This is a genomic window from Nocardia sp. NPDC050408, assembly GCF_044458905.1.
Taxonomy (GTDB): Bacteria; Actinomycetota; Actinomycetes; order Mycobacteriales; family Mycobacteriaceae; genus Nocardia.
Window position 1 is genome coordinate 276,967 of the sequence record NZ_JBITIL010000007.1, and the last position, 22,545, is coordinate 299,511.

At 66.3% G+C, this 22,545-nt stretch carries 19 protein-coding genes; 9 read left to right on the plus strand and 10 right to left on the minus strand.

What is annotated here, in order from left to right; all coding sequences use genetic code 11:
- Window positions 1-80: 80 nt before the first annotated feature.
- The gene (gene metE / locus ACIBJI_RS23275) at window positions 81-2,336 is read left to right on the plus strand and encodes a 5-methyltetrahydropteroyltriglutamate--homocysteine S-methyltransferase (RefSeq protein WP_397085628.1); all 2,256 of its coding nucleotides are present in this window, start codon (window positions 81-83) and stop codon (window positions 2,334-2,336) included.
- Window positions 2,337-2,622: 286 nt separating this feature from the next.
- Here the strand turns inward: metE and ACIBJI_RS23280 are convergent, their stop codons facing one another.
- Window positions 2,623-3,009, minus strand: a complete 387-nt coding sequence (locus ACIBJI_RS23280; protein WP_364341816.1) for a nuclear transport factor 2 family protein — start codon at window positions 3,007-3,009, stop codon at window positions 2,623-2,625.
- Window positions 3,010-3,280: 271 nt separating this feature from the next.
- Between ACIBJI_RS23280 and ACIBJI_RS23285 the strand changes: the two genes are divergently transcribed.
- Entirely contained in the window at window positions 3,281-4,702 is a 1,422-nt protein-coding gene (locus ACIBJI_RS23285) for a short-chain fatty acyl-CoA regulator family protein (RefSeq protein WP_364341817.1), read from the plus strand.
- A gap of 72 nt (window positions 4,703-4,774) precedes the next feature.
- Here ACIBJI_RS23285 and recG read toward each other — a convergent pair whose 3' ends face one another.
- Together recG and ACIBJI_RS23295 are read right to left on the minus strand one after the other, a co-directional pair.
- Window positions 4,775-7,048 carry an ATP-dependent DNA helicase RecG gene (gene recG / locus ACIBJI_RS23290; RefSeq protein WP_364341819.1) on the minus strand — a complete coding sequence of 758 codons (2,274 nt, stop codon included), beginning with the start codon at window positions 7,046-7,048 and terminating at the stop codon, window positions 4,775-4,777.
- Window positions 7,049-7,052: 4 nt separating this feature from the next.
- A complete protein-coding gene (locus tag ACIBJI_RS23295; protein WP_397085631.1) occupies window positions 7,053-9,575 on the minus strand; it encodes a DAK2 domain-containing protein in 2,523 nt (840 codons plus the stop codon).
- 329 nt (window positions 9,576-9,904) lie between these two features.
- On the opposite strand from ACIBJI_RS23295, the gene rpmB reads away from it, so the two are divergent.
- The 3 genes from rpmB (at window position 9,905) to ACIBJI_RS23310 (ending at window position 11,515) form a co-directional block, all read left to right on the plus strand.
- The gene (gene rpmB / locus ACIBJI_RS23300) at window positions 9,905-10,096 is read left to right on the plus strand and encodes a 50S ribosomal protein L28 (RefSeq protein ID WP_011210730.1); all 192 of its coding nucleotides are present in this window, start codon (window positions 9,905-9,907) and stop codon (window positions 10,094-10,096) included.
- Between the two features lie 105 nt (window positions 10,097-10,201).
- On the plus strand, window positions 10,202-10,693 hold the full coding sequence (locus tag ACIBJI_RS23305; RefSeq protein WP_364341821.1) for a GNAT family N-acetyltransferase: 492 nt from the start codon (window positions 10,202-10,204) through the stop codon (window positions 10,691-10,693).
- A 39-nt stretch (window positions 10,694-10,732) separates the two neighbouring features.
- Window positions 10,733-11,515: an enoyl-CoA hydratase-related protein gene (locus tag ACIBJI_RS23310; RefSeq protein WP_364341823.1), complete on the plus strand. Its 783-nt coding sequence runs from the start codon at window positions 10,733-10,735 to the stop codon at window positions 11,513-11,515.
- Here ACIBJI_RS23310 and ACIBJI_RS23315 read toward each other — a convergent pair whose 3' ends face one another.
- Genes ACIBJI_RS23315 through thiL form a run of 4 tightly spaced genes read right to left on the minus strand, consistent with a single transcriptional unit; the run spans window position 11,516 to window position 14,573 of the window.
- Window positions 11,516-12,379, minus strand: a complete 864-nt coding sequence (locus tag ACIBJI_RS23315) for an alpha/beta fold hydrolase (RefSeq protein ID WP_396956178.1) — start codon at window positions 12,377-12,379, stop codon at window positions 11,516-11,518.
- A gap of 57 nt (window positions 12,380-12,436) precedes the next feature.
- On the minus strand, window positions 12,437-12,703 hold the full coding sequence (locus tag ACIBJI_RS23320) for a hypothetical protein (protein WP_364341827.1): 267 nt from the start codon (window positions 12,701-12,703) through the stop codon (window positions 12,437-12,439).
- A 44-nt stretch (window positions 12,704-12,747) separates the two neighbouring features.
- On the minus strand, window positions 12,748-13,431 hold the full coding sequence (locus tag ACIBJI_RS23325; protein ID WP_364341828.1) for a uracil-DNA glycosylase: 684 nt from the start codon (window positions 13,429-13,431) through the stop codon (window positions 12,748-12,750).
- A gap of 11 nt (window positions 13,432-13,442) precedes the next feature.
- Complete coding sequence (gene thiL, locus ACIBJI_RS23330) at window positions 13,443-14,573, minus strand: thiamine-phosphate kinase (protein ID WP_364341830.1); 1,131 nt, start codon at window positions 14,571-14,573, stop codon at window positions 13,443-13,445.
- A 158-nt stretch (window positions 14,574-14,731) separates the two neighbouring features.
- Here thiL and ACIBJI_RS23335 point away from each other — a divergent pair, with 158 nt between their 5' ends.
- A complete protein-coding gene (locus ACIBJI_RS23335) occupies window positions 14,732-15,370 on the plus strand; it encodes a DUF3515 domain-containing protein (protein WP_364341832.1) in 639 nt (212 codons plus the stop codon).
- A gap of 149 nt (window positions 15,371-15,519) precedes the next feature.
- Here the strand turns inward: ACIBJI_RS23335 and ACIBJI_RS23340 are convergent, their stop codons facing one another.
- Both ACIBJI_RS23340 and ACIBJI_RS23345 read right to left on the minus strand, forming a co-directional pair.
- Window positions 15,520-16,617, minus strand: coding sequence for a D-alanine--D-alanine ligase family protein (locus ACIBJI_RS23340; protein WP_364341834.1), 1,098 nt, complete (start codon window positions 16,615-16,617; stop codon window positions 15,520-15,522).
- Between the two features lie 55 nt (window positions 16,618-16,672).
- Window positions 16,673-17,668, minus strand: coding sequence for an NAD(P)H-dependent glycerol-3-phosphate dehydrogenase (locus ACIBJI_RS23345; RefSeq protein WP_364341836.1), 996 nt, complete (start codon window positions 17,666-17,668; stop codon window positions 16,673-16,675).
- A gap of 43 nt (window positions 17,669-17,711) precedes the next feature.
- Here ACIBJI_RS23345 and cofC point away from each other — a divergent pair, with 43 nt between their 5' ends.
- The 3 genes from cofC to ACIBJI_RS23360 all read left to right on the plus strand — a co-directional run bounded on the left by cofC (window position 17,712) and on the right by ACIBJI_RS23360 (window position 21,687).
- The gene (gene cofC, locus ACIBJI_RS23350; RefSeq protein ID WP_364341838.1) at window positions 17,712-18,404 is read left to right on the plus strand and encodes a 2-phospho-L-lactate guanylyltransferase; all 693 of its coding nucleotides are present in this window, start codon (window positions 17,712-17,714) and stop codon (window positions 18,402-18,404) included.
- 161 nt (window positions 18,405-18,565) lie between these two features.
- Window positions 18,566-20,725, plus strand: a complete 2,160-nt coding sequence (locus ACIBJI_RS23355) for an RNA degradosome polyphosphate kinase (protein ID WP_364341840.1) — start codon at window positions 18,566-18,568, stop codon at window positions 20,723-20,725.
- A gap of 2 nt (window positions 20,726-20,727) precedes the next feature.
- Window positions 20,728-21,687, plus strand: a complete 960-nt coding sequence (locus ACIBJI_RS23360) for a bifunctional NUDIX hydrolase/histidine phosphatase family protein (protein ID WP_364341842.1) — start codon at window positions 20,728-20,730, stop codon at window positions 21,685-21,687.
- A 170-nt stretch (window positions 21,688-21,857) separates the two neighbouring features.
- Here ACIBJI_RS23360 and ACIBJI_RS23365 read toward each other — a convergent pair whose 3' ends face one another.
- Window positions 21,858-22,508, minus strand: coding sequence for an HU family DNA-binding protein (locus ACIBJI_RS23365; RefSeq protein WP_364341844.1), 651 nt, complete (start codon window positions 22,506-22,508; stop codon window positions 21,858-21,860).
- Between the last annotated feature and the right edge of the window lie 37 nt (window positions 22,509-22,545).

The window sequence follows — 22,545 nt, forward strand, 5'->3', positions numbered from 1 at the left end:
TCCGTCGGTGCGCCGGCACGTCACTCGGTCTCCGCTAGCTCGTAGGGCGATGGTCTTCGATCTCAGCACTGGAGAAATTCGTGACTGTTACGCATAACCCGTTCACCGCGACGGTTCTCGGTCTCCCGAGGGTGGGGCCGCACCGTGAGCTCAAGCGCGCCACCGAGTCCTACTGGGCCGGACGCATCGACGCGCAGCGGCTGCACGCGATCGCCGCTGACCTGCGGCACAATCAGTTGACCGAATTGCAGCGGGCCGGTCTGGATTCCATCCCAGTCGGCACCTTTTCCTATTACGACCAGGTGCTCGATACCGCCGTGCTGCTCGGCGCGCTGCCGCCCAGGGTGGCCGGTATCGCCGATCCGCTGGATCGCTATTTCGCGGCGGCGCGCGGCACCGATACGGTCGAGCCGCTGGAAATGACCAAGTGGTTCGATACCAATTACCACTATCTGGTGCCGGAAATCGGTCCGGAGACGGTGTTCTCGCTGGATCCGTCGAAGGTGTTGGATGAGCTGCGGGAGGCGCTCGCACTCGGGGTGCCCGCGCGTCCGGTGGTGGTCGGGCCTATCACCTTCCTGAAGCTGGCGAAGGCGACCGGTGGTGCGGCGTTGGATCGCCTGGAGGAGTTGGTGCCGCTCTATCGGGAGCTGTTGCGGCTGCTGGCCGCGGCGGGCGCGCAGTGGGTGCAGCTCGACGAGCCGGTCCTGGTCACCGACCTGACGGCTGACGAGGTGGAACTCGTACGGCGCAGCTACGCCGAACTATCGGCCGCGACGGATCGTCCAGCACTGCTGGTGGCCACCTACTTCGGCAAGCCAGGTGCTGCGTTGAGCGCTTTGGCCGAGACCGAAATCGAAGGTATCGCACTGGATTTCACCATAGACGCGGACTTCTCCGGTGTGCCGGCACTGGTGAACAAGCTGCTGGTGGCGGGTGTGGTCGACGGGCGAAATGTCTGGCGGGCCGATTTGGATAAGGCTTTGACGATGCTCGGCACGCTGCTGGGGTGCGCGAAGTCCGTTGCGGTATCGAGTTCCTGCTCGTTGCTGCACGTGCCCTATTCCTTGGCGAGCGAAACCGGCCTAGACCAGCGGCTGCGTTCGTGGTTGGCCTTCGGTGCGGAGAAGGTCGCCGAGGTGCGGTTGCTCGCGACCGGACTGAGTGCGGGGTCCGAGGCGATCTGCGATGAATTGGCCATGGTCCGTGCCGCTCTCGCCACTAGGCGCACCGATCCCCGGTTGGGCAATCCGCAGGTGCGGGCGCGCCTGGCCACGCTGGGTCCCGATGCAACTCGGCGGGCTCCCGCGCAACAGCGGCGGCCATTACAGGCCGAGCGGCTGCGGCTGCCCTCGTTGCCGACGACGACGATCGGTTCGTATCCGCAGACCTCGGCGATCCGGCTGGCGCGTGCGGCACTGCGCAAGGGTGAGATCGATCAGACCGAATACGCGCGGCGGATGCGGTCGGAAATCGCGGATGTCATCGCGTTGCAGGAGAAACTGGGCCTGGACGTGCTGGTGCACGGCGAGCCGGAGCGCAATGACATGGTGCAGTACTTCGCCGAGCAGCTCGACGGATTCGCCACCACCGACGCGGGCTGGGTGCAGTCCTACGGCACCCGTTGCGTGCGGCCACCGATTCTGTTCGGAGATGTGGCGCGGCCCGCACCGATGACGGTGGATTGGATCGGCTACGCGCAATCGTTGACCGATAAGCCGGTCAAGGGCATGCTGACCGGCCCGGTGACGATTCTGGCCTGGTCATTCGTGCGCGATGACCAACCGTTGGCGGATTCGGCACGTCAGGTGGCGCTGGCGATCCGGGACGAAACGGTCGATCTGCAGGCCGCGGGTATTCGGATCATCCAGGTCGACGAGCCCGCACTGCGGGAACTGCTGCCGCTGCGCGCGGCCGATCAGGGCGCGTACCTCGAGTGGTCGGTCGGCGCGTTCCGGTTGGCGACCTCCGGGGTATCGGATGCCACACAGATCCACACCCATCTCTGCTATTCGGAATTCGGTGAGGTCATCGATGCGATCGCCGGATTGGATGCCGATGTGACCTCGATCGAGGCGGCGCGCTCGCATATGGAAGTGCTCGACGACTTGAATGCCGCGGGCTTCGATCTCGGCGTCGGACCGGGTGTGTACGACATCCACTCACCCCGGGTGCCGAGTGTGGAGGAAATCACCGCCTCCCTGCGCGCCGCACTGAAGGCCGTTCCCGCCGAACGGCTTTGGGTCAATCCGGACTGCGGGTTGAAGACGCGTGGACCAGTCGAGGTCGAGGCGTCATTGCGCAATTTGGTCGCTGCTGCGGCCGCGGTGCGCTAGAAGATCGTGCAGCCCGATAGCGCGGTTTGGTCACCGCGCTATCGGGCTGCGTATCAATGAGATTCGGCCCCGGGGAAGGGCCGGAGCCGACGACGCGGTGTGTACCTCTCACAACTCTCGCCGTTGCGGACCATCGGGCGCATGCGCGACCGCGCGCTCAGTCCCCGCCGCCAGGCCGTATGACATTCCGAGCAACGATCCATGCATACCCCTCCTTATACGTCGCCATCAGATATCACCCCCGATGTCCTATTCGACGCATGGGCGACCGATTCGGTTCCCTCGATTATTCGGCCGCAGGCGCGGTTCCGAAGGCGCGGTTGATGGCGGCCATATCGAAATAGTCGCGCCAGGCGGTAATGGCGCCGTCTGCGACCTCGAAGACGCCCACTACCGGCAGCGGGGTGTCTTTGCCGAGGCCGCGCAAGATATCGGTGCGTTCGTTCATGACGATATTCCCGGCGGCAACCTGGTGGTGGACGTCGAATTCAATGGATTCGAAGGTGTTGAGGAAACCGGCGATGAAATCGCGGATGGCGGCGCGGCCGCTGACGGGTTCCATCGGAATGTTGTGGTAGACGGCGTCTTCGGCGAAGAAGGCGCTGATCCGGTCCGGGTCGGGATCGGACCAGCTGCGGCACATGGCGGTGACGATTTCGTCGGGGCTCGGCATTGAAGTTCGCTCGCTTCCTTGCGCCGATGCGATCGGGCACATCGGTCGATTCGATCGCACCGATTACACCAAACAATCGCTTGGTTGCGCCAGGATCAGCCCCTGACCAGCAGTTCGCGCTGCGGCACTCCGACGCCAGACGAGCCAGCTGCCCTACTTCGCACGCTACGCAGGATTGATCTTCGGCAAAATCCCTTGCAACAGCAGATTTCTGCGGGCGAGAATCCTTCAATTTGCGATGATTGCGAATTGCGAGGGCTACCATCTTGCGGTGCGCAAGATGTACGCGGGCGCCCGACTGAGACGGTTGCGCGAGGAACGGCGGATGACCCAGGCGGCGCTGGCGAAATCCCTGGATCTATCGCCCAGCTACCTCAACCAGCTCGAGCGCGATCAGCGACCGCTAACCATTCCGGTGCTGCTGAAGCTCAACTCCACCTTCGACCTCGACGTGCAATTTTTCGCCGCCGACTCCGATGCCCGGCTGGTCTCGGATCTGCACGAGGTCCTCGTCGATGCGGCGGGCGGTGACAGTGCGCCACTGACAGAGGTGGAAGAGCTGGCGACGCGACTTCCGGAGGTGTCTCGAATCGTCGTCGCGATGCATCGGCGATTGCGCGCCGCGACCGATCAACTCGATCTACTCTCCGCGCGGGTAGCCGCGCCAGCGGGCGCACCCGGCGTGCCCATGCCGTATGAGGATGTGCGGGATTTCTTCTACGACCATCACAATCACATCGCGCAACTCGATCATGCGGCAGAACAGCTCTTCGAGGAGTGTGGTCTGAGCATCGGGTCACTCGATCGGCAACTCGCGAGGGTCGCCGAGGAGCGCGCGGGGGTCACCGTGCTGGTGCGCGGTGATGGCGCGGATCCGTCCATCCCGAAACGACATTACGATCCGGACAGCCGCACGCTGACGCTGGCGCGGCGGCTGCGTCCCGGGCAGCGTGCATTTCAAATCGCAACCACTCTCGGGTTTCTGCTGTACGGCAAGGATTTGGATGCCGTACTGGCCGAAACACCGTCACTCACCGGCGAATCCAGGACGTTGGCGCGCATTGGATTGGCCAACTACTTCGCGGGCGCGCTGGTACTTCCGTATGGCCGCTTCCTGCGGTCGGCCGAGGAACTGCGCTACGACATCGATCTGCTCAGCCTGCGTTTCGAGGTCGGCTTCGAAACCATCTGCCACCGGTTGAGCACCCTGCAGCGGCAGGGACAGCGCGGCGTTCCGTTCTTCCTCGTCCGCACCGATCGGGCGGGCAATATCTCGAAACGCCAGTCCGCCACGGCATTCCATTTCTCCCGGGTAGGCGGCAGCTGCCCGCTGTGGGTTGTGCACGAGGCCTTCGCCAATCCGGGTCGCATCCTGACCCAGATGGCGGCGATGCCAGATGGTCGCCGCTACCTCTGGATCGCCCGCACCGCGCTGGCCGGGCCACACGGATTTGGCACGGCGACAAAGGATTTCGCGATCGGGCTGGGTTGCGATATCGAATACGCCGACCGGCTGGTGTATGCCAATGGTCTACAACTCGACAGTCCGGCCGCAGCGGTCCCGATCGGCGCGGGCTGCAAGGTCTGCGAGCGCCCCTCCTGCCCGCAGCGCGCCTTCCCCCAAATCGGCAACCCTCTCGCAGTCACCGAGCACATCAGCACCGATCTTCCCTACCCCCGAGCCCTGCGCTAGCCGGACAATTGACCAGCATGCACTGATGCAGTGCAAACGTCGAGTAGGGCCTGTCCAGCAGCGCATTCTCGATCAAGACTTCGCCAGGTACTCCAAGCGTTCGGCGTCTACAGCGGCGTGCATCATGGTGGCCAGGCCTGGGTGGTGGTGTAGGCCTGGGTCGGATTCGACTACCTGGCGGGCGAGGCTTTGGGCGGCGGTGATGACTTCGAGGTCGTCGAGTAGCGAGAGCAAGCGCAGGGAGCGAGCGGTGCCGGATTGGGCGGCGCCGAGGACGTCGCCTTCGCGGCGTTGGCGCAGGTCGAGTACGGCGAGTTCGAAGCCGTCGGTAGTGGCGGCGACGGCGTCCAGGCGGGCCATGGCGGTGCCGGTGGGGCCCGCGTCGGTGATCAGCAGGCACAGGCCGGGATGTTTGCCGCGGCCGATGCGGCCGCGCAGCTGATGTAGCTGGCTGACACCGAAGCGATCCGCGTCCACGATGACCATGACGGTTGCATTGGGCACGTCGACGCCGACCTCGACGACCGTGGTGCAGACCAGCACATCGATGTCGCCGTCGTTGAATGCCCGCATTACCTGGTCTTTTTCATCGGTCGGGAGTCTGCCGTGCAGCAGGCCGACCCGGACGCTCGCGAGCGGACCGGTGCGCAGCATGTCGAAGACCTCGAGGGCGGCGGCCGTGGTCGGGCCTTCCTTCTCCTCTGCCTTACCGGACTTCTTTCCGTTGCGGGCCTTGCCGTTCTCCTCGTCGTCGCCGATGCGCGAGCACACCACATAGGCCTGCCGTCCGGCGCCGACCTCCTCCAGGATGCGCTCCCAGGCACGGTCGACCCAGTTCGGATGCTGTTTGCGCGGCACCACCTTCGACACGATCGGCGAGCGGCCCCGGGGCAGCTGGGTGAGGGTGGAGGTCTCCAGATCACCGAGGGTGGTCATGGCGATGGTGCGGGGGATCGGGGTCGCGGTCATGACGAGCAGATGCGGGCTGGTACCGGCTTTCGCCTTGGCGCGCAACGCGTCCCGCTGTTCCACACCGAACCGATGCTGTTCGTCGACGATCACCATGCCGAGATCGAAGAACTCCACCGCGTCCTGGATGAGTGCGTGCGTGCCGATCACGATGCCCGCTTCGCCGGTGACCGCATCCAGTAGCGCGGCCTTTTTGGCCGATGCCGACATCGAGCCGGTTACCAGCACGACCTTGGTCGCGTTCTCGGCGGCACCGAGTTCACCGGCGGTGCCGAGATCGCCGAGCATCGTGCGCAGTGACCGATAGTGTTGGGCGGCAAGGACTTCCGTCGGCGCGAGCAGTGCGCATTGCTGACCGGCGTCGACCACCTGCAGCATGGCGTGCAGTGCGACGATGGTCTTGCCCGAACCCACCTCACCCTGCAGTAGCCGGTGCATCGGATGGCTGCGCGCGAGATCGTCGGAGATCTCCGCGATCACCTTTTGCTGTCCCTCGGTCAGCTCGAACGGCAAGCGGGTTTCGAAAGCCGCTGCGATACCGTCGGATCGGGGCGGACATGGCCGGGCCGCCCGCGCCTCCGCATCATGTCGCCGCTCGGCGAGCACCAGTTGCAATGCCAGCGCCTCATCGAAACGCAAACGCTCCCTGGCCTGTTCGATATCGGACTTGCGTTCGGGCAGGTGGATCAGGCGCAGTGCGTCGGAGATCTTCACCAGCCCGCGGTCCTCGCGCAGGTCACCTGGTAGCGGATCGTCGATCGGGTCGAGTTGGTCGAGCACCTGCCGGACACAGGCGAGCAGATCCCAGCTCTGCACCTTGGCGGTCGCGGGGTACACCGGGATGTATTCGCGTTCGAAGAACGAGACATCCACTCCCCCTTTACCTTTCGCGCTCTGCGCCAATCCACGCAGTGCGCCGCCGCCGCGTACCGAGGTGAGGTTCTCGATCGAGTCCTCTTCCTTCTCGGGCAGGATCAGATAATCCGGATGCGAGAGGTTCCAGCGATCCGGGCGCCACCAGTGCACGGTGCCCGACATCATGGCCCGGACCCCTTCGCGGACAAGGTGACTCACCTTGTCGCCGTTGAAGAAGGTGATATCGATCGGGGTGACCGAACCGGTGTCGAGTGCGACCTTGAGCAGTCGGCCCCTGCGGTTCTTCATCGGGCGCAGTTCGGTTTTCGTCACCCGGCCGATGACAGTAATGTGCGCGCCCTCCTCCGGCTGCTCCTGAGTGAGCGGTTGGCCCTGGGTGGCGTAGCGTAATGGGTAGTGCCGCAACAGATCCTCGACGGTATGCATGTCGAAGGCGTCGGCGAGCGGCTCGGCTGCCTTCACGCCGAGCAGGTGGTCCAGCCGATCGCTGAGTGTCGCCATATTCCTATTCCACCCCTATCTGCACCAGATCCGCTTGCTGCCCACCGAAATACACACTCACCTCGACACCGGGAAAGCCGTTCGCGATATGCCCGGCCAGTTCGTCCGCGAGTTCGGCCGGGGCCGCCACACCCATGAGCAGGGTGACCAGCTCACCGCCGAAGGCGAGCATCCGGTCCAGCAGGGTCCGCCCCGCGCTCGGCGCATCCCGATCGATCACCACGACATCATGACCGACCAGCCCCAGCCCATCACCGGCCTCGCAGGTGCCGACCATGGTGAGCGCCCGCTCTGTGGCAGCACGCAATGAGCCCCAACGGGTCGCGGCCGCCGCCTCCGACATGGCGAACGCATCGTCCACCGCGATCCGGCCGCAATCATGCACCGCCAGCGCCGCCAACCCCTGCACCATGGACCCGCTCGGCAACAACAACACGTCCCGATGCGCGTCACGAGCCGCAACACCGACCGCAACCAGCTCATGCGCGGGCAGCGCGCCGTTCGGCAGCACCAACACCTCCCGATTAGGCAGCTGCCGAATCGCCGCAAGCAGCGCCGCACTGGTCACCCGCCCATCACCGCCGAGCACCACCGCACCCCCGGCCTCGAACAGCGCCGCCGCGCCGTCCCCCGATGCGACAGCCAGAACGGCGCGATCTGCGGGCCCTTCGTGATCGGATCCGGTGTGCGTGGCAACGCCCGATCGGATGGACACGCCGGAAAACTGAACGCGTGCGGTCGCGTCAGTGCGTCCGGCACTACCAGGCTGAGCGGCCACATCAGCGGGATCCACAAGGTCCGCCGGGGCTGAATCGCGGTGCCCCCGAGCATCAGTGCGATCCGCTTTATCGGCGGGCGCTGAATCGCGGTGCACGCCACCATCAACATGCGCGGACGGAACCGCGTGCCCAGTACCTCCAAGCCGCGCGCCGGCATCAACCCGCCCCGTAGCGTTCGCAGGGTCTGTGTCAGAGTGCCCGCCGGCCTCACCGGTGCGAGCTGCATCGTGGTGCCCGCCGGCCTCACCGGTGGGAGCTGCATCGTGGTGCCCGCTGGCGGCAGCACGCGGAGACGGAGCTGCGCGTCCAACATGAACAGGCCGAACAGCAGCGTCGGTACGATCCGCAGCAAGTGCCCGGGCTGCGTCGGTGGTGAAGCTTTCGATGCGGATAGCGCTGAGGGTGCCGGTGGCGATTCCCGCTTCAACGGCGGCACCCGCGTCGGCGCAGTGGACGTGCGCGGACCACGAGCCCGCGCCGTCGCCAACGACCACGACGGAGTCGCCGAGGTCGGCGAGGCGGTCGCGCAGGTGTGCGATTCGTTGGTCGTCGGTGTCGGAGAGCAGGTACATCACCTCGAAGTGAGGTTCGGCACTGTTCAGGTCGGCACTGTTCAGGGATTCGGCACAGCTGCCATACGGTTCGGCGTCGGCTCGCAGAGCGGAACCAGCCTGCGCCGCGAGGGTGCCACGATCAGCACCCGCCTGGTCACCGGCGAATACGAATTCGCCGCGCGCGTATCCCGGCCGAGCGGGTGTCTCACCGAGGGTCAGGGCGACCAGACTATCGAGCAGCACGACCAACCCGCGCGCGCCCGCATCGACCACCCCCGCTCGGCGCAGCACACCGAGCTGGGCGGGTGTATCACCGAGCGCCTTGGCGGCGCCATCGGCCGCCGCCACCGCCACCTCGGCCAGTGCGGATTCCGAGCAGGCAGCGGCACATTCCGCGGCCCTATCCAGGACGGTCAGAATGGTCCCCTCGACCGGCACACTCAACGATTCCCGCACCAGCGCCGATGCGGTGGCCAGCGCGTCGCGCAACGTCTGCGCCGTCAGCGGCCCACCGCGCACCGCCTCGGCAATCCCCCGCAACACCTGCGACAGGATGATCCCGGAATTACCGCGCGCCCCGAGCGTCGCCCCGCGCGCCATAGCCACGGCCACATCGTGCGTCGAGAGCGATTCGCTCGAGTCGGGATACCCGTCGGCAGTTGCACCCCACAGCGCCGCGCTGGGGCCGTTCCGCGAGCTCCCACGCGCCGCGGAATCAGACAGACCGCGGCGATCGATGCCGTTCGTGGCGATAACTCGGTTCGCGAACTCCTCTGGCGACGTCGTCGGGGTGTCCGATACCGGGGCACCGCCGATCGTCCCGGCAACCGCCGCAAAACCACTGACCGCCCGGGCGTCCGACACCGCAGTACCGGCGACCGCGTCGCCGTCCGCAGCAACACCCTCGGTCGCGGCGCCATCCGATCGTTCGGACCCGCGCGCCGAGATCACGGCGGCATCCGCGGCCTGCATTGCCGCTCGCATGGTGGCGAGCATGTTGGTACCGGTGTCGGCGTCGGCGATGGGGAAGACGTTGAGGGCGTTGATCTCCTCGCGCCGCTGCTGCAGGCCTTCGAGGCAGATTCGGCCCCAGCGCAGTAGACCCGTGCCGTTCAGCTCATTCGGCCCGGCAACGGCAGGCAGTCCCGCGTCGGGGCCATCACCCATCATGTCCCGCACTCCGGGCACCGCCACCTCTCTCCGCGATCGTTCACACCGCCACCCGCACCCAAGCGACTGCTGGCAGATCGCTCGAAAGGTTCTGCCACCGTTGGCCAGGTTAGCTGGCGATACCGACAGTCGATCGGCGACACCGATCCACTACCATCGGGTGTGCCCACGGGTCGTCATTCCATGACCCGGTTTGGTGGATCCGGGCGCCGCCAGCTACCCTTGCAGGGTTGCCTAGCGCGGCCGAGAGGGTTTGCGCTGGCCGACGTCAGTCGGCAGGGCATTAAGACATTGTTTCCGGACATGCTGCCGACGTGCGGCGGTCCCCACATGACATGAAGGAGTTCGCGACTATGGCTGCCGTCTGCGACGTCTGCGCCAAGGGCCCCGGCTTCGGGAAGTCGGTCTCGCACTCGCACCGGCGTACCAACCGTCGTTGGAACCCGAACATCCAGACCGTGCGCGCCCAGGTCGCGCCGGGCAATACCCGCCGCATGAACGTGTGCACCTCCTGCCTGAAGGCGGGCAAGGTCGTTCGCGGCTGATTCACCCAGAGACCGACATACGCCCCGAAACACCATCAGGTGCTCGGGGCGTTGTCATCTGCGGCCCCTGGTCATCGACGACCTCACTCGACAACGATGGTCTGCATGACCCAGCCCGCCTGGCGCATAGCCCCACTCCCCGCCGAATACGTCCACGGCCTCGCCGAATGCCATATCGCCTGCTGGCGCGAGGCCTATCGCGGCCTGGTCCCCGACCACATATTGGATGCGTTCGAGGTAGAACGCCGCGCGGAGCAATGGGAACGCGTCCGGGTCCGCTATCCGGGCAGCACCTATGTCGCGCTCGTCGAGGATGAGGTGATCGGTTTCGCGAGCGTGGGCGCGGCACGCGACGAATCACCGGTCACCCCAACCGAACTCAACGCCCTCTATGTCCGCGCCACTTGGTACGGCACCGGCGTCGCCCACGATCTCATCCGCGCCGCCGTCCCACCCGACATCCCGTGCTCGCTCTGGGTCTTCGAGAAGAACCCACGCGCCCAGGCCTTTTACCGCAAACACCACTTCGAACTCGACGGCACCAGCCGCATCGAGGCCTTCACCCCCGCCGTCGAAGTCCGCATGGTGCGCCGCTGACCGGAAGTCGGCTCGAGGCGGGGAGCTAATGTGCTGGCCATGACTTCCACGCACACCGAGTACGTCACCGTTGTCGACGGCGTACTACAAATCACCATCTCGACCGCCGCGAACGGCACTTCGCTGGACTTCGCGGGTATCAACGCGGGCACCGAGGCACTGCGGGCCGCGGGCCGCGAGATCGGTGCCGTGCTGTTGACGGGCGCCGGACCGAATTTCTCCGCGGGTGGCAATGTGCGCGGCTTCGCGGCGGCCGAGGACCGGGCCGGTCATATCTACGGCCTCGCGACGGATCTGCACGATTTCGTGCGCGCGCTCGACGAGACCATAGTGCCCGTCGTCGCCGGGGTGCAGGGTTGGGCGGCCGGAGCCGGGATGAGCCTGGTGTGCGCGACGGATATCGCGATCGGCGGTCCGAGCACCAAGCTGCGCCCGGCGTATCCGGGCATTGCGTTGAGCCCGGACGGCGGCATGTCCTGGACGCTGCCGCGGATCGTCGGCGCTGGACGCGCCCGCGAAATCCTGCTCACCGATGCGATTCTCGACGCCGAAACGGCGGTGCGCCTCGGCATCCTGAGTCGGCTCGTCGCTGACGAGCAGGTGCGGGCCGAGGCACTGAATGTGGCCCGAACCCTCGCCGCCGGACCGCGATCGGCCTACGCGAGCATCAAATCGCTACTGGCACGGTCGAATTCGTCGACGCTGAGCGATCAGCTCGACTACGAGCGCGACGCCATCAGCGCCGCGGCGAACAGCCCGGCCGGGCGCGAGGGTGTGGATGCCTTCGTCGAGAAGCGCAAGCCCGACTACCAGAACCGGTAGCTAACCGCGCACCTGGAGCACGAATTTCGCGACCGCGTCGGTGAACGAATCATTGTCGTCACCGGCCGCGGTATGCGCCGCGCCGCCGATCTCGACCAGCTGCGCATGCGGCACCAATGCCTGGAATTCCGCGGCGCCTTCCGGCGTCACCACATCGGATTGCATGCCGCGTACCAGCAGCACCGGAATGGTGAGGGCGCGCGCGGCGGCCTCCAGCTGCGGGACCATTTCGCTCGCATCCTCGACGCGGTCGCCGAGCATATCCGGATCCCAATGCCAGTACCATCGGCCGTCGCGCTGGCGCAGATTGCGCAGCAGGCCGTCGGTGTTCTTGGGCCGTGGCCGATGCGGCATGTATTCCGCGACCGCGTCGGCTGCCTGCTCGAGGCTGTCGAAGCCGTCGCGATGTTTGCCGAGGAAGTCGATCACCCGCGCGACACCGGCGGGTTCGGGTCGGGTGACGATGTCGACGAGCACCAGTGCGGTGATCGGCGCGCCGCCCGGATCCGCGGTGGTGAGCAGGCCGGTGATCCCGCCCATGCTCGCACCGACCACGACCGCGGGGGCAGCCAGCTGTTCGAGGACCGCCACCAGGTCCGCGACCATCGTGTGACGCCGGTAATCAGCGGTCGACGACCAAGCGCTGTCGCCGTGGCCGCGCGCGTCCAGCGTGACGACCCGCATCCCGGCGGCGGCCAGCTTCGCACCGGTCTGCTTCCACGAGTGTCTGGTCTGACCACCACCGTGCAGGAACAGGACGAGCGGGCCGTCCGCCGGGCCGAACTGGTCGGCGGCCAGCTCGATCCCATCCGAACCGCGCAGTCGCAGCCGGATCGGATCGAGAAGGTTGTTCGCATTACTCACGATCCTACGATCGCACAGCTACCGCGGGGACTCATGCGAGCCCCGATAAATGGGACCTCAGCAGTCCCACTTGCCCTGCGCGCTGATGGTGTTCTGCAGCAGGCACGCGACCTTGGCATTCACCGAGGACGAGATGGTCGAGGAGCCATTGGAGGTGAATTCCTCGCCGACCGGAGCGGCGGTATTCGGCGCGGAGGTCTCCGTGGCGGGCTCGAGCGGCAACCCGGCCGCATTCGCCGCCGCACTGCCGCCGGCCAGGGCCGCGCACAGGGCCAGCGTGGCGGTGGTGCCGCGCAGTGCGCCGCGAACGGTCTTGTTCTGCATGAAATTATGCTCCTCTACTGTGTTTTAACCTCGACGCCCGAGATCTAGGGCAGGCGCCAGTCAACAGGTTCAGCACCCAATTCGTCGAGTAGTTCATTCACTCGTGAGAAGGGTCGCGAACCAAAAAAGCCGCGCGAGGCCGACAGGGGCGACGGGTGCACGGATTCGATATAGGGCACCTCGGCCGCGGTGAGCTGCGGTTTCAGTGTTTGCGCGTCACGACCCCACAGGATCGCGACCAGCGGCTCGTCCCGGGCCACCAGCGCGCGAATCGCCTGGTCGGTCACCGCTTCCCAGCCCTTGCCGCGGTGTGAGGCGGGTTGCCCCGGCGAAACCGTCAGAACTCGGTTCAGCAGCAGCACGCCCTGATCCGACCACGGGCTCAGGTCGCCATTGGATGGCGTCTGGTAGCCGAGGTCCTTACTGTATTCGGCGAAGATATTGGCCAGGCTGCGCGGAACCGGCGAAACATCCGGGGCGACAGAGAAACTCAGGCCCATCGGATGTCCCGGCGTCGGATACGGATCCTGGCCGACGATCAATACGCGCACCGCATCGAACGGACGCTGGAAGGCCCGCAGCACATTGTCACCGGCCGGTAGATAACCGCGGCCCGCCGCATTCTCCGCGCGCAGGAATTCGCCCATCGCCGAGATCTGTGCCGCAACCGGTTCGAGAGCCTTCGCCCAGCCCGGATCCATGATTTCCGTCAGTGGTTTCGCGCCCATGACCGCACAACCTATCGTGGCTCGGGCTCGGATGCCGAGTCCACCCCGCTGAACGATTCCCAGCCCCCATTGCCCGGATGCCGCACCCCGTCTACGGTGACGCCGTGACCTGCCAGCACCCGTCCGATCGGCAACCAGCCGGGCGGTAGCTCCCGGTGCGCGGGCCAGGTTCCGACGAAGGCGTGATCCTCACCGCCGGTCAGAATCCATTGCGTCGCATCGGCATCCAGACGCCGCGCGATATTCGCCAAAGCGGGATCGCGCAATGATTTCGAGTCGACGTCGATGGCGACAGCGGATGCCTCGGCGATGTGCCCCAGATCCGCGAGCAATCCGTCCGAGATATCGGTGAGCGCGGTGGGTATCGGCGGCCATTCGGTGGGAGATCCGATAATGCCTTCGGATCCGAACTCCGTCGCGTTCGACTGATCCGACACCCCGATGTGCTCCGAGCCGAGCAGTCCATCCGCCAAGGCGGCACCCGAGTTGCCGACTCCAGCAACGGAATCGGCGACCACGGCCAGCACCGCCGAATAGGGCGGCCGCGGGGCCCGATGGGCCGCGAGCACTTCGGCGAAGAGTTCGTCTGCCGGATCGAATCCGCCGGTCAACACCGCCAACCCAGCAGCAGACCAGCCGAGACGGCCAACCACCGCGACCGTATCCCCCACGCGCGCACCGGCTCTGGTGATCGGCGCGCGGCCGTCCAGATCGCCGAACGCGGTGACCGAGATGACCAACTGAGGGCTGCGCACCACATCGCCGCCCGCGATGGAGCCGCCCGCGCGCCGCGCCTCGGCCCACATTCCGTCGGTGAGTCCGTCCACCAGCTCGAGTGGCGTATCGGCCGGACAGCCGAACGCCACCACGAATGCGGTCGGGACAGCTCCCATCGCGACCACATCGGCGGCATTCTGCGCGATCGCCTTACGCCCGATATCGCGCGGATCGGACCAGTCGAGCCGGAAATGTCGATCCTGGATCAGCATGTCGGTGGTGACCACGAACCGGCCGTCCGGCGCGGCCACCACGGCGGCGTCGTCACCGGGGCCGAGCAGCACGCCGGGCGCCTGCACCCGTCCCGTGTTGATCCGCTCGATCAGTGCGAACTCCCCCAGCTCACGCACTGTCTTCGGCCGCATGCTGTCGCTGATGACCTGGCCCCTTCCCGGCGTCGTGCTGGCTGAAATCGCCCCGAGGGTACCCTTTCCAGGGCAATCGAGTACTACCAGGCCGGTGCGCGGCACCCATCCCGCAGGTGACCGGACCCCACCAGCGCGAGCAGGAAGGATCGGTGAGCATGGCGGCGGAGTCGTCGAACCGAGATTCGTCGGAGACGGAGTCGTCGAAGGCCGAGCTGTCGAAAGACGCCGAGGCCGTGAGCTCCGAATCCGCGGACGAATCCAGCGGCTACCCGCCCGCCCTGATCGCGACCGCAGTCGCACTCCCGGTGGTGCTGGTAGTCGCCGTTCTGGTCGCCGCAGTGCTGGCCCACCGCGCGCCGACCGAACGCGAACCCCTGGTCCTCGGTCCGGTACCGGCACCCGCCGCGGACGGGCCCGCGTGCACCGGCCTGCTGCCCGCACTGCCCGTCGATCTCGGCGACTACTCGAAATCCACGCTGGTGGAACCGGCTCCCCCCGCGACCCGCGCCTGGCAGCGCAAGGACGGCGGCGACCCCATCGTGCTGCGCTGCGGTCTGGAACGTCCGCTGGAGTTCAACCGCGCATCGCCGTTGCAGATCGTCAATGGGGTCCAGTGGTTCGAGGTCCGCGATGCGGCCGCCAAGGCAAGCACCTGGTTCGCCGTCGACCGCGAAACCTATATAGCGCTGACCGTCCCCGACGGCTCCGGTCCCACTCCGCTGCAAGGAGTTTCGGACACGATCACCGCCAAACTATCGGCCCAGCCGATCGATCCCGGGCCGCTGCCGAACTGACGTGCACACCCCGCATGGCCGCTCCACATCCGTATACGGGGTGTGTACTTACGACACCGAGTGTGCGAGTCGAGGACACATCCGCCGATTGCGAGCGGACACGCGACCGCGCCCATTCCCTGAGCCGGCTCCAAAAGAGAGAGTGTCGCTCACCGCAACCCGGTACCCCGTGCGAGCGCGGTCTCGATCAGCGTGGAAACCAGTGCCCGGTAGTCGATTCCGGTCGCCTCCCACATCCGCGGATACATGGAAATCGAGGTGAACCCGGGCATCGTATTGATCTCATTGATCACCGGCCCCTCCGGCGTGACGAAGAAGTCCACCCGCGCCAACCCTTGGCAGTCAAGCGCTTTGAACGCCCGCACCGCGAGTTCCCTGACGCTGTCGGAAACTTCGTCGTCCAGCTTCGCCGGAACATCGAATTCGCAGACGTCGTCGAGGTATTTGGTGTCGAAGTCGTAGAACTCCGGTGCCGCGGCATCGGCCTCGGGCATCCGGATCTCGGCGACCACACTGGCTGCCACCCGTCCGTCCGGGAATTCCAGCACGCCGCATTCGACTTCGCGTCCGACGATGCCCGCCTCCACGATCACCTTCGGATCGTGTTCGCGCGCCGTCGCGATCGCCGCGTCCAACTCGCTCCAGTCGGTGACCTTGGTGATGCCGATCGAGGAACCACCGCGCGCCGGTTTGACGAACACCGGCAGGCCCAGCATCGCCCGATCGTCCGCGTGGATGGTGTCGGTCCCGCGCCGCAAGACCACCTGCCGCCCGATCGGCAGCCCCTCCGCGGCTAGCAGCTTCTTGGTGAATTCCTTATCCATGCCCGCCGCACTGGCCAGCACGCCCGGCCCGACATACGGCACCCCGGCCAATTCGAGCATGCCCTGCAGCGTGCCGTCCTCACCGAACGGACCGTGCAGGATCGGGAACACCACGTCCACCGACCCGAGCGCCGGTCGCGGGTCGTCGAGCGCGACCAACGAGCCGGACCGGCTCGGATCGGCAGCGAGTGTCAACGCCGTGCCGCTGCTGTCGACGGCGGGCAGCGCATTGTCCTTGAACCCGAGCACCGCGATCTCGGAGCCACCGAGCACCCAGGCGCCGTCGCGGGTGATACCGATGGGCACTGCCTCGTACTTCTCCGGATCGAGGTTGCGCAGCACGCTGCCGGCCGACACACACGAGACGGCGTGCTCGTTACTGCGCCCGCCGAACACCACAGCAACCCTGATCCGGTTCGTCATGCACCGAACCGTACCCGTTATGGATGCCGAACCAACCTAGCGCCCGCATTCGCCCCTATTCCGGTTTGATCCGCCGACCCAGCAGATTGTCGACCGCCTCGCGCACCGAAAGGCCCTCATGGCATACCTGGTGCACCGACGTAGTGAGCGGCATCTCGACATCGTGCGCCGCGGCGAGCGCCCGAACCGATGTGCACGACTTCACACCCTCGGCGACCTGACCATGGGTGGCCTCCTGAGCCGCCTCCATGGACCCGCCCGCCCCGAGCACATGCCCGAACGACCGGTTGCGCGACAGCGGCGAAGTACAGGTGGCGACCAGATCGCCGACCCCGGCCAGTCCCGCCAACGTGACCGGCTCCGCGCCGAGCGCGACCCCGAGCCGGATGATCTCGGCCAGCCCGCGGGTGATCAGGCTGGCAATCGAGTTGTCGCCCAACCCCATCCCCGAGGCGATTCCGCAGGCCAGCGCGATAACGTTCTTGCAGGCGCCGCCGATCTCGCAGCCGATCACATCGGTATTGGTGTAGGGCCGGAAGTAGCCGTTGGCGCAGGCCTGCTGCAGCGCGACCGCCCGCGCGGCGTCACTGCACGCGATCACGGTGGCCGCGGGTTGCTCGGCCGCGATCTCCTTGGCCAGATTCGGGCCGGACAGCACCGCGATGCGGCTCTCATCGGCACCGGTGACCGCACCGATGACCTGGCTCATCCGCAGCAGCGTTCCGGTCTCGATGCCCTTGGCCAGGCTCAGCAGCGCGGCATCCGGTCCGATCGAGTCCCGCCACGTTTCGAGGTTCGCGCGCAGGGATTGGGACGGGACCGCGAGCACGACGATATCGGCGCCGTCGAGCGCCTCGGCGTGATCGTGAGTAGCCGCCACGCTGGGTAGTTGCACATCGGGCAGATAGAACGGATTGCGATGTTCGGTGGCCAGGGCCTTGGCCACCTCGGGCCGCCTGGCCCAGATCGTGACGTCGGTTCCCGCGTCCGCCAACACCTTCGCGAACGCCGTCCCCCATGATCCCGCGCCCAGCACTGCCGCCCTCGTCATCTGCCCAATATGCCACGGAACCACTCATGGAAGGATCAACACCATGCATGCGTTGCACGCCGTGATCGCGGTGAAGAGCCTCGATAAGGCCAAGAGCCGCCTGGCCGATCGGCTGCGCCCGGAAAATCGGGCCCGGTTGGTGCTCGCGATGCTCGCCGACACCGTCGCCGCCGCCGTCGCGGTTCCGCGGATCGCGTCGGTCACCGTGGTGACCCCGGATCCGGTCGTCACCGAGCTGGCGCGCACGCTCGGCGCGGTGGTCCATCCCGAACCTCGCCGCGAGGTGATCGATGCGACAGATCCAGACGGCCTGAATACCGCACTCACCGACGCTGCCACCGCATTGCGGCACCGGCACGGTCCGATCGAACTGCTGGCCCTGCAAGCGGATCTGCCCGCGTTGCGCCCCGACGAACTCTCGGCCATGCTCACCGCCGCGCCGGTGGGCGTCCGGTCGGTCGTTGTCGACCACACGGGCAGCGGCACGGCCGCGCTTTTGCTCCGCGATACCGTCGCCCCGCTGGATCCGCGTTTCGGTCCCGACTCGGCGCGTCGGCATATCGCCGCGGGCGCGGTCGACCTTCCCGGTGACTGGCCCGGATTGCGGCTCGACGTCGATACCGCCGACGATCTGGACCGTGCCGTCGAACTCGGCGCGGGCGATTCGACAAGTGCTGTCCTGCACGACATCGGTTGGCCGATTCGCATTCACGAGCGGGTACGCCGGGTGTGCTAGCCGGTCGCCACATCCGGGGTGATACGCACGGCAAAGATGCTGTCGGGCTGCACATGGCCCGCTTCGTAGGGGATGATCGTTGTCGTGAGTGAGCGAAGCAAGCGATTCCGGAACCAGCGTGCGTCGCGCATGTCGGTGCCGCGTGCCAGCGAGGCGCGGGCATGAGCGATATCGAAACCGTCAAACAACAAGTGCTGCCGGCCGCACTGCCCGCCGCGACACCGCCGGCCGAGGATGCCGGCGCGCAACGGTTGCCACGTGATCGCTACCTGAACCGCGAACTCAGTTGGCTCGACTTCAACACCCGAGTGCTCGCGCTTGCCGAGGACGCGTCGCTGCCATTGTTGGAGCGCGCGAAGTTCCTGGCGATCTTCGCCTCCAATCTGGACGAGTTCTATATGGTCCGCGTCGCCGGCCTCAAACGCCGTGCGGAGACCGGGCTTTCGGTGCGTTCGGCCGACGGCCGCTCGCCCACCGAACAATTGGAGCTGATCACGGCGCGCGCCCAGGAGATCGCCGACCGGCATGCTCGCGTCTTCCTCGACTCGGTACTGCCCGCGCTGACCGCGGAGGGCATCGCGGTCATCGTCTGGTCCGATCTGGATGACGATGAGCGCCAACGCCTCTCGGCCTACTTTCAGGATCAGGTCTTTCCGGTACTCACCCCGCTCGCGGTGGATCCGGCGCACCCGTTCCCCTACATCAGCGGCCTGAGTCTCAACCTCGCGGTGACGGTGAAGGATGCCTCCACCGGCGGCGAGCATTTCGCCCGCGTCAAGGTGCCCGACAACGTCGACCGCTTCATTCGGGTGCGGCGCACCGACTCCGGCTCCCCGGTCGCGGCCTTCCTGCCGATGGAAGAACTGATTGCCGCGCACCTCGATCTGCTGTTCCCGGGTATGAAGGTGGTCGAACACCACTCGTTCCGAATCACCCGCAATGCCGATTTCGAGGTCGACGAGGATCGCGACGAGGATCTGCTGCAGGCGCTCGAGCGCGAACTCGCCCGTCGACGCTTCGGTTCGCCGGTTCGACTAGAGGTCTCCGACGATATGACCGAGCACATGCTCGATCTGCTGTTGCGCGAGCTCGAGGTCGATCCCGGCGATGTGATCCAGGTGCCCGGGCTGCTCGACCTGTCCTGCCTGTGGCAGGTGTGCGGCGTGGACCGGCCCAATCTCAAGGACGCACCGTATGTGCCCGCGACGCCGCCCGCGTTCGGCGAGCGCGAAACACCGCGCAATGTCTTCCAGGCACTGCGCGAGGGCGATGTGCTGGTGCACCACCCCTACGACTCCTTTTCCACCAGCGTGCAGCGCTTCATCGAACAGGCCGCCGCCGACCCGCAGGTGCTGGCGATCAAGCAGACCCTGTACCGCACTTCCGGTGACTCCCCGATTGTGAACGCGCTCATCGACGCGGCCGAGGCCGGTAAACAGGTCGTCGCGCTGGTCGAGATCAAGGCCCGCTTCGACGAACAGGCCAATATCAAATGGGCCCGCGCGCTGGAGCAGGCGGGCGTGCATGTGGTCTACGGCCTCATCGGACTCAAGACGCACTGCAAGACCTGCTTGGTGGTGCGCCGCGAGGGTTCGACCATCCGCCGCTACTGCCACATCGGCACCGGCAACTACAACCCGAAGACCGCGCGTCTCTACGAGGACGTCGGGTTACTCACCGCCGCACCCGAAATCGGTGCCGACCTGACCGATCTGTTCAATTCGCTGACCGGTTACTCGCGAAAGGCCAACTACCGCAACCTGCTTGTCGCACCGCAGGGTGTGCGCGCCGGAATCATCGAACGGATCCAGCGCGAGATCGAGCTGGCGCAGCAGGGCATCCCGGCCCGAATCCGGATGAAGGCCAATGCAATTGTCGACGAGCAAGTCATCGACGCGCTCTACCGAGCTTCTCAGGCCGGTGTACCGGTGCAGATCGTGGTGCGCGGCATCTGCGGTCTGCGACCCGGTGTCGAGGGAATGAGCGAGAACATCGAGGTGCGCTCGATTCTCGGACGCTTCCTGGAACATTCGCGGATCATGCACTTCCAGGCCCAAGACCAATACTGGATCGGCAGCGCCGACATGATGCACCGGAATCTGGACCGGCGCGTGGAAGTCATGGCGCAGGTGAAGGATCCGAAGCTGTGCGAGCAGTTGGGCTCGGTATTCGACTCGGCGCTGTATCCGACGACCCGCTGCTGGGTACTCCAAGCCGACGGCAGCTGGCATGCCTCGCCCGACGGCGCCGAACGCGACGGCGTCGAGGTGCGAGACCACCAGCAATTCATGATGCGAGTGCGGAGACCGGATCAGCAGTGAGTATGACGGGATACGAAATGGACGGGGGACCGTTCTGGGATCCCCGGGTAACAGCCAACATTCACGCCGCGGGTGCGGTGCTGTGGCGCAGAGCGGCCACTGACTCCGGTGGCATCGAGATCGCCGTGGTGCACCGTCCCAAGTACCAGGATTGGTCGCTGCCGAAAGGCAAACTCGATCCGGGCGAGACGCCGGTGCTCGCCGCTGTGCGTGAGGTCCGTGAGGAAACCGGCCTCGACTGCCGGCTCGGTCGCTACCTCGGGCACGTCACCTATCCGATTCCGGGGCATCGGAAACTCAAGCGGGTCGACTATTGGGCCGCCGAGGTTTGCGGCGGTGAATTCAGTGCCAATTCCGAGGTCGATGTGCTGTCCTGGCACACCTTGGACCGGGTGATGGACCAATTGTCGTATCCGATGGACCGACAGGTGATGCGCGCCTTCACCCGCCTGCCCGCCGCCACCAGCACGCTGCTTGTAGTGCGGCATGCCAAAGCGGGCAGCAGGGACCGATTCGACGGTCCGGACGAGCAGCGCCCGCTGGAGCGGGCCGGTCGGGCCCAAGCCGACGCGTTGGTCCCGAATCTACTGGCATTCGGTGCATCTGAGATCTATTCGGCCGATCCGGAGCGCTGCGTCCAGACGGTGCAACCGCTGGCCGAGAAACTCGGCGCACTCATCAACATCGAACCGGATTTTTCCGAAACCGCTTATGCCGCAGCGCCGGACAAGGCTCGACAGCGCGCCGTTGCTCTTGTGTCCGATCGTGCGGTGCGCGTTCTGTGCAGTCAGGGCAAGGTGATTCCCGATCTGCTGCGCTGGTGGGCCGATCGGGATGGCATCACGCTGCCGTCCGCGCGCAACCGCAAGGGCAGTGTGTGGGTGCTGTCGTTCGGCTCGGGTCGACTGGTCGCCGCCGACCACCTCGACCGGTCACTCTCGGACGCCATCGTCAAGTCCTGACGCCCGCAGGGACCACAACCGTCATACGGTCGCTTCTGCGGACCAAATCCAGACGTGGACAGCCGAAACGGCCCCGGGGCGAACCTCGGGGCCGTTTCGAGTCGGTTATGCCGGTGATTCCGCCTAGCGGAGCCGAATCACTCGGCGGCACTGCGCCTTCAGCGTCAGCGTCAGCGCGCGCGGCGAGCCGGAGCCTTCTTGGCCGCAGACTTCTTCGCGGGTGCCTTCTTCGCGACCGTCTTCTTGGCGGCGGTGGTGGTGGTCTTCTTGGCCGCCGTAGTCGACTTCTTGGCCGCTGTCGCCTTCTTGGCGACGGTCTTCTTGGCGGGTGCCTTCTTCGCGGCAGTCTTGGTGGCAGTTGCCTTGCGCGCCGTCGTCTTTGCCGGGGCCTTCTTGGCCGCCGTCTTCTTCGCGGGCGCCTTGGTGGCGGTCGTCTTCTTGGCGGCGGCCTTCTTCGCCGCCGTCTTCTTTGCGGCCGCCTTCTTGGCTGCCACCGGTGCATTCGCGCCGCGCTTTACCGCAGGGCCGCTCGCGGTCAGCTTCTGCTTACCCGCAATTACGGCTTTGAACTGCGCGCCCGGACGGAACGCTGGCACCGAAGTGGGCTTCACCTTCACGGTTTCACCGGTACGCGGGTTCCGCGCGACGCGAGCCGCACGCTTACGCTGTTCGAACACACCGAATCCGGTGATTGTGACGCTCTGACCCTTGTGCACCGCGCGCACGATGGTGTCGACCACGTGCTCGACTGCCGCGGTGGCCGTGCGCCTGTCCGTACCCAACTTTTCGGTCAGAACGTCGATCAGTTCCGCCTTGTTCATTGAATCCTCCGCAGACTAATGGCCCGTCGTCGGACCG

Bases quoted from the DNA above. Each gene is read 5' to 3' on its own strand.
- ACIBJI_RS23280 (WP_364341816.1), bottom strand. From the start codon at position 3,009: ATGCCGAGCCCCGACGAAATCGTCACCGCCATGTGCCGCAGCTGGTCC.
- recG (WP_364341819.1), bottom strand. From the start codon at position 7,048: ATGGCGACACTCAGCGATCGGCTGGACCACCTGCTCGGCGTGAAGGCA.
- rpmB (WP_011210730.1), top strand. From the start codon at position 9,905: ATGGCTGCCGTCTGCGACGTCTGCGCCAAGGGCCCCGGCTTCGGGAAG.
- ACIBJI_RS23305 (WP_364341821.1), top strand. From the start codon at position 10,202: ATGACCCAGCCCGCCTGGCGCATAGCCCCACTCCCCGCCGAATACGTC.
- ACIBJI_RS23310 (WP_364341823.1), top strand. From the start codon at position 10,733: ATGACTTCCACGCACACCGAGTACGTCACCGTTGTCGACGGCGTACTA.
- ACIBJI_RS23320 (WP_364341827.1), bottom strand. From the start codon at position 12,703: ATGCAGAACAAGACCGTTCGCGGCGCACTGCGCGGCACCACCGCCACG.
- ACIBJI_RS23325 (WP_364341828.1), bottom strand. From the start codon at position 13,431: ATGGGCGCGAAACCACTGACGGAAATCATGGATCCGGGCTGGGCGAAG.
- thiL (WP_364341830.1), bottom strand. From the start codon at position 14,573: ATGCGGCCGAAGACAGTGCGTGAGCTGGGGGAGTTCGCACTGATCGAG.
- ACIBJI_RS23335 (WP_364341832.1), top strand. From the start codon at position 14,732: ATGGCGGCGGAGTCGTCGAACCGAGATTCGTCGGAGACGGAGTCGTCG.
- ACIBJI_RS23340 (WP_364341834.1), bottom strand. From the start codon at position 16,617: ATGACGAACCGGATCAGGGTTGCTGTGGTGTTCGGCGGGCGCAGTAAC.
- ACIBJI_RS23345 (WP_364341836.1), bottom strand. From the start codon at position 17,668: ATGACGAGGGCGGCAGTGCTGGGCGCGGGATCATGGGGGACGGCGTTC.
- cofC (WP_364341838.1), top strand. From the start codon at position 17,712: ATGCATGCGTTGCACGCCGTGATCGCGGTGAAGAGCCTCGATAAGGCC.
- ACIBJI_RS23355 (WP_364341840.1), top strand. From the start codon at position 18,566: ATGAGCGATATCGAAACCGTCAAACAACAAGTGCTGCCGGCCGCACTG.
- ACIBJI_RS23360 (WP_364341842.1), top strand. From the start codon at position 20,728: ATGACGGGATACGAAATGGACGGGGGACCGTTCTGGGATCCCCGGGTA.
- ACIBJI_RS23365 (WP_364341844.1), bottom strand. From the start codon at position 22,508: ATGAACAAGGCGGAACTGATCGACGTTCTGACCGAAAAGTTGGGTACG.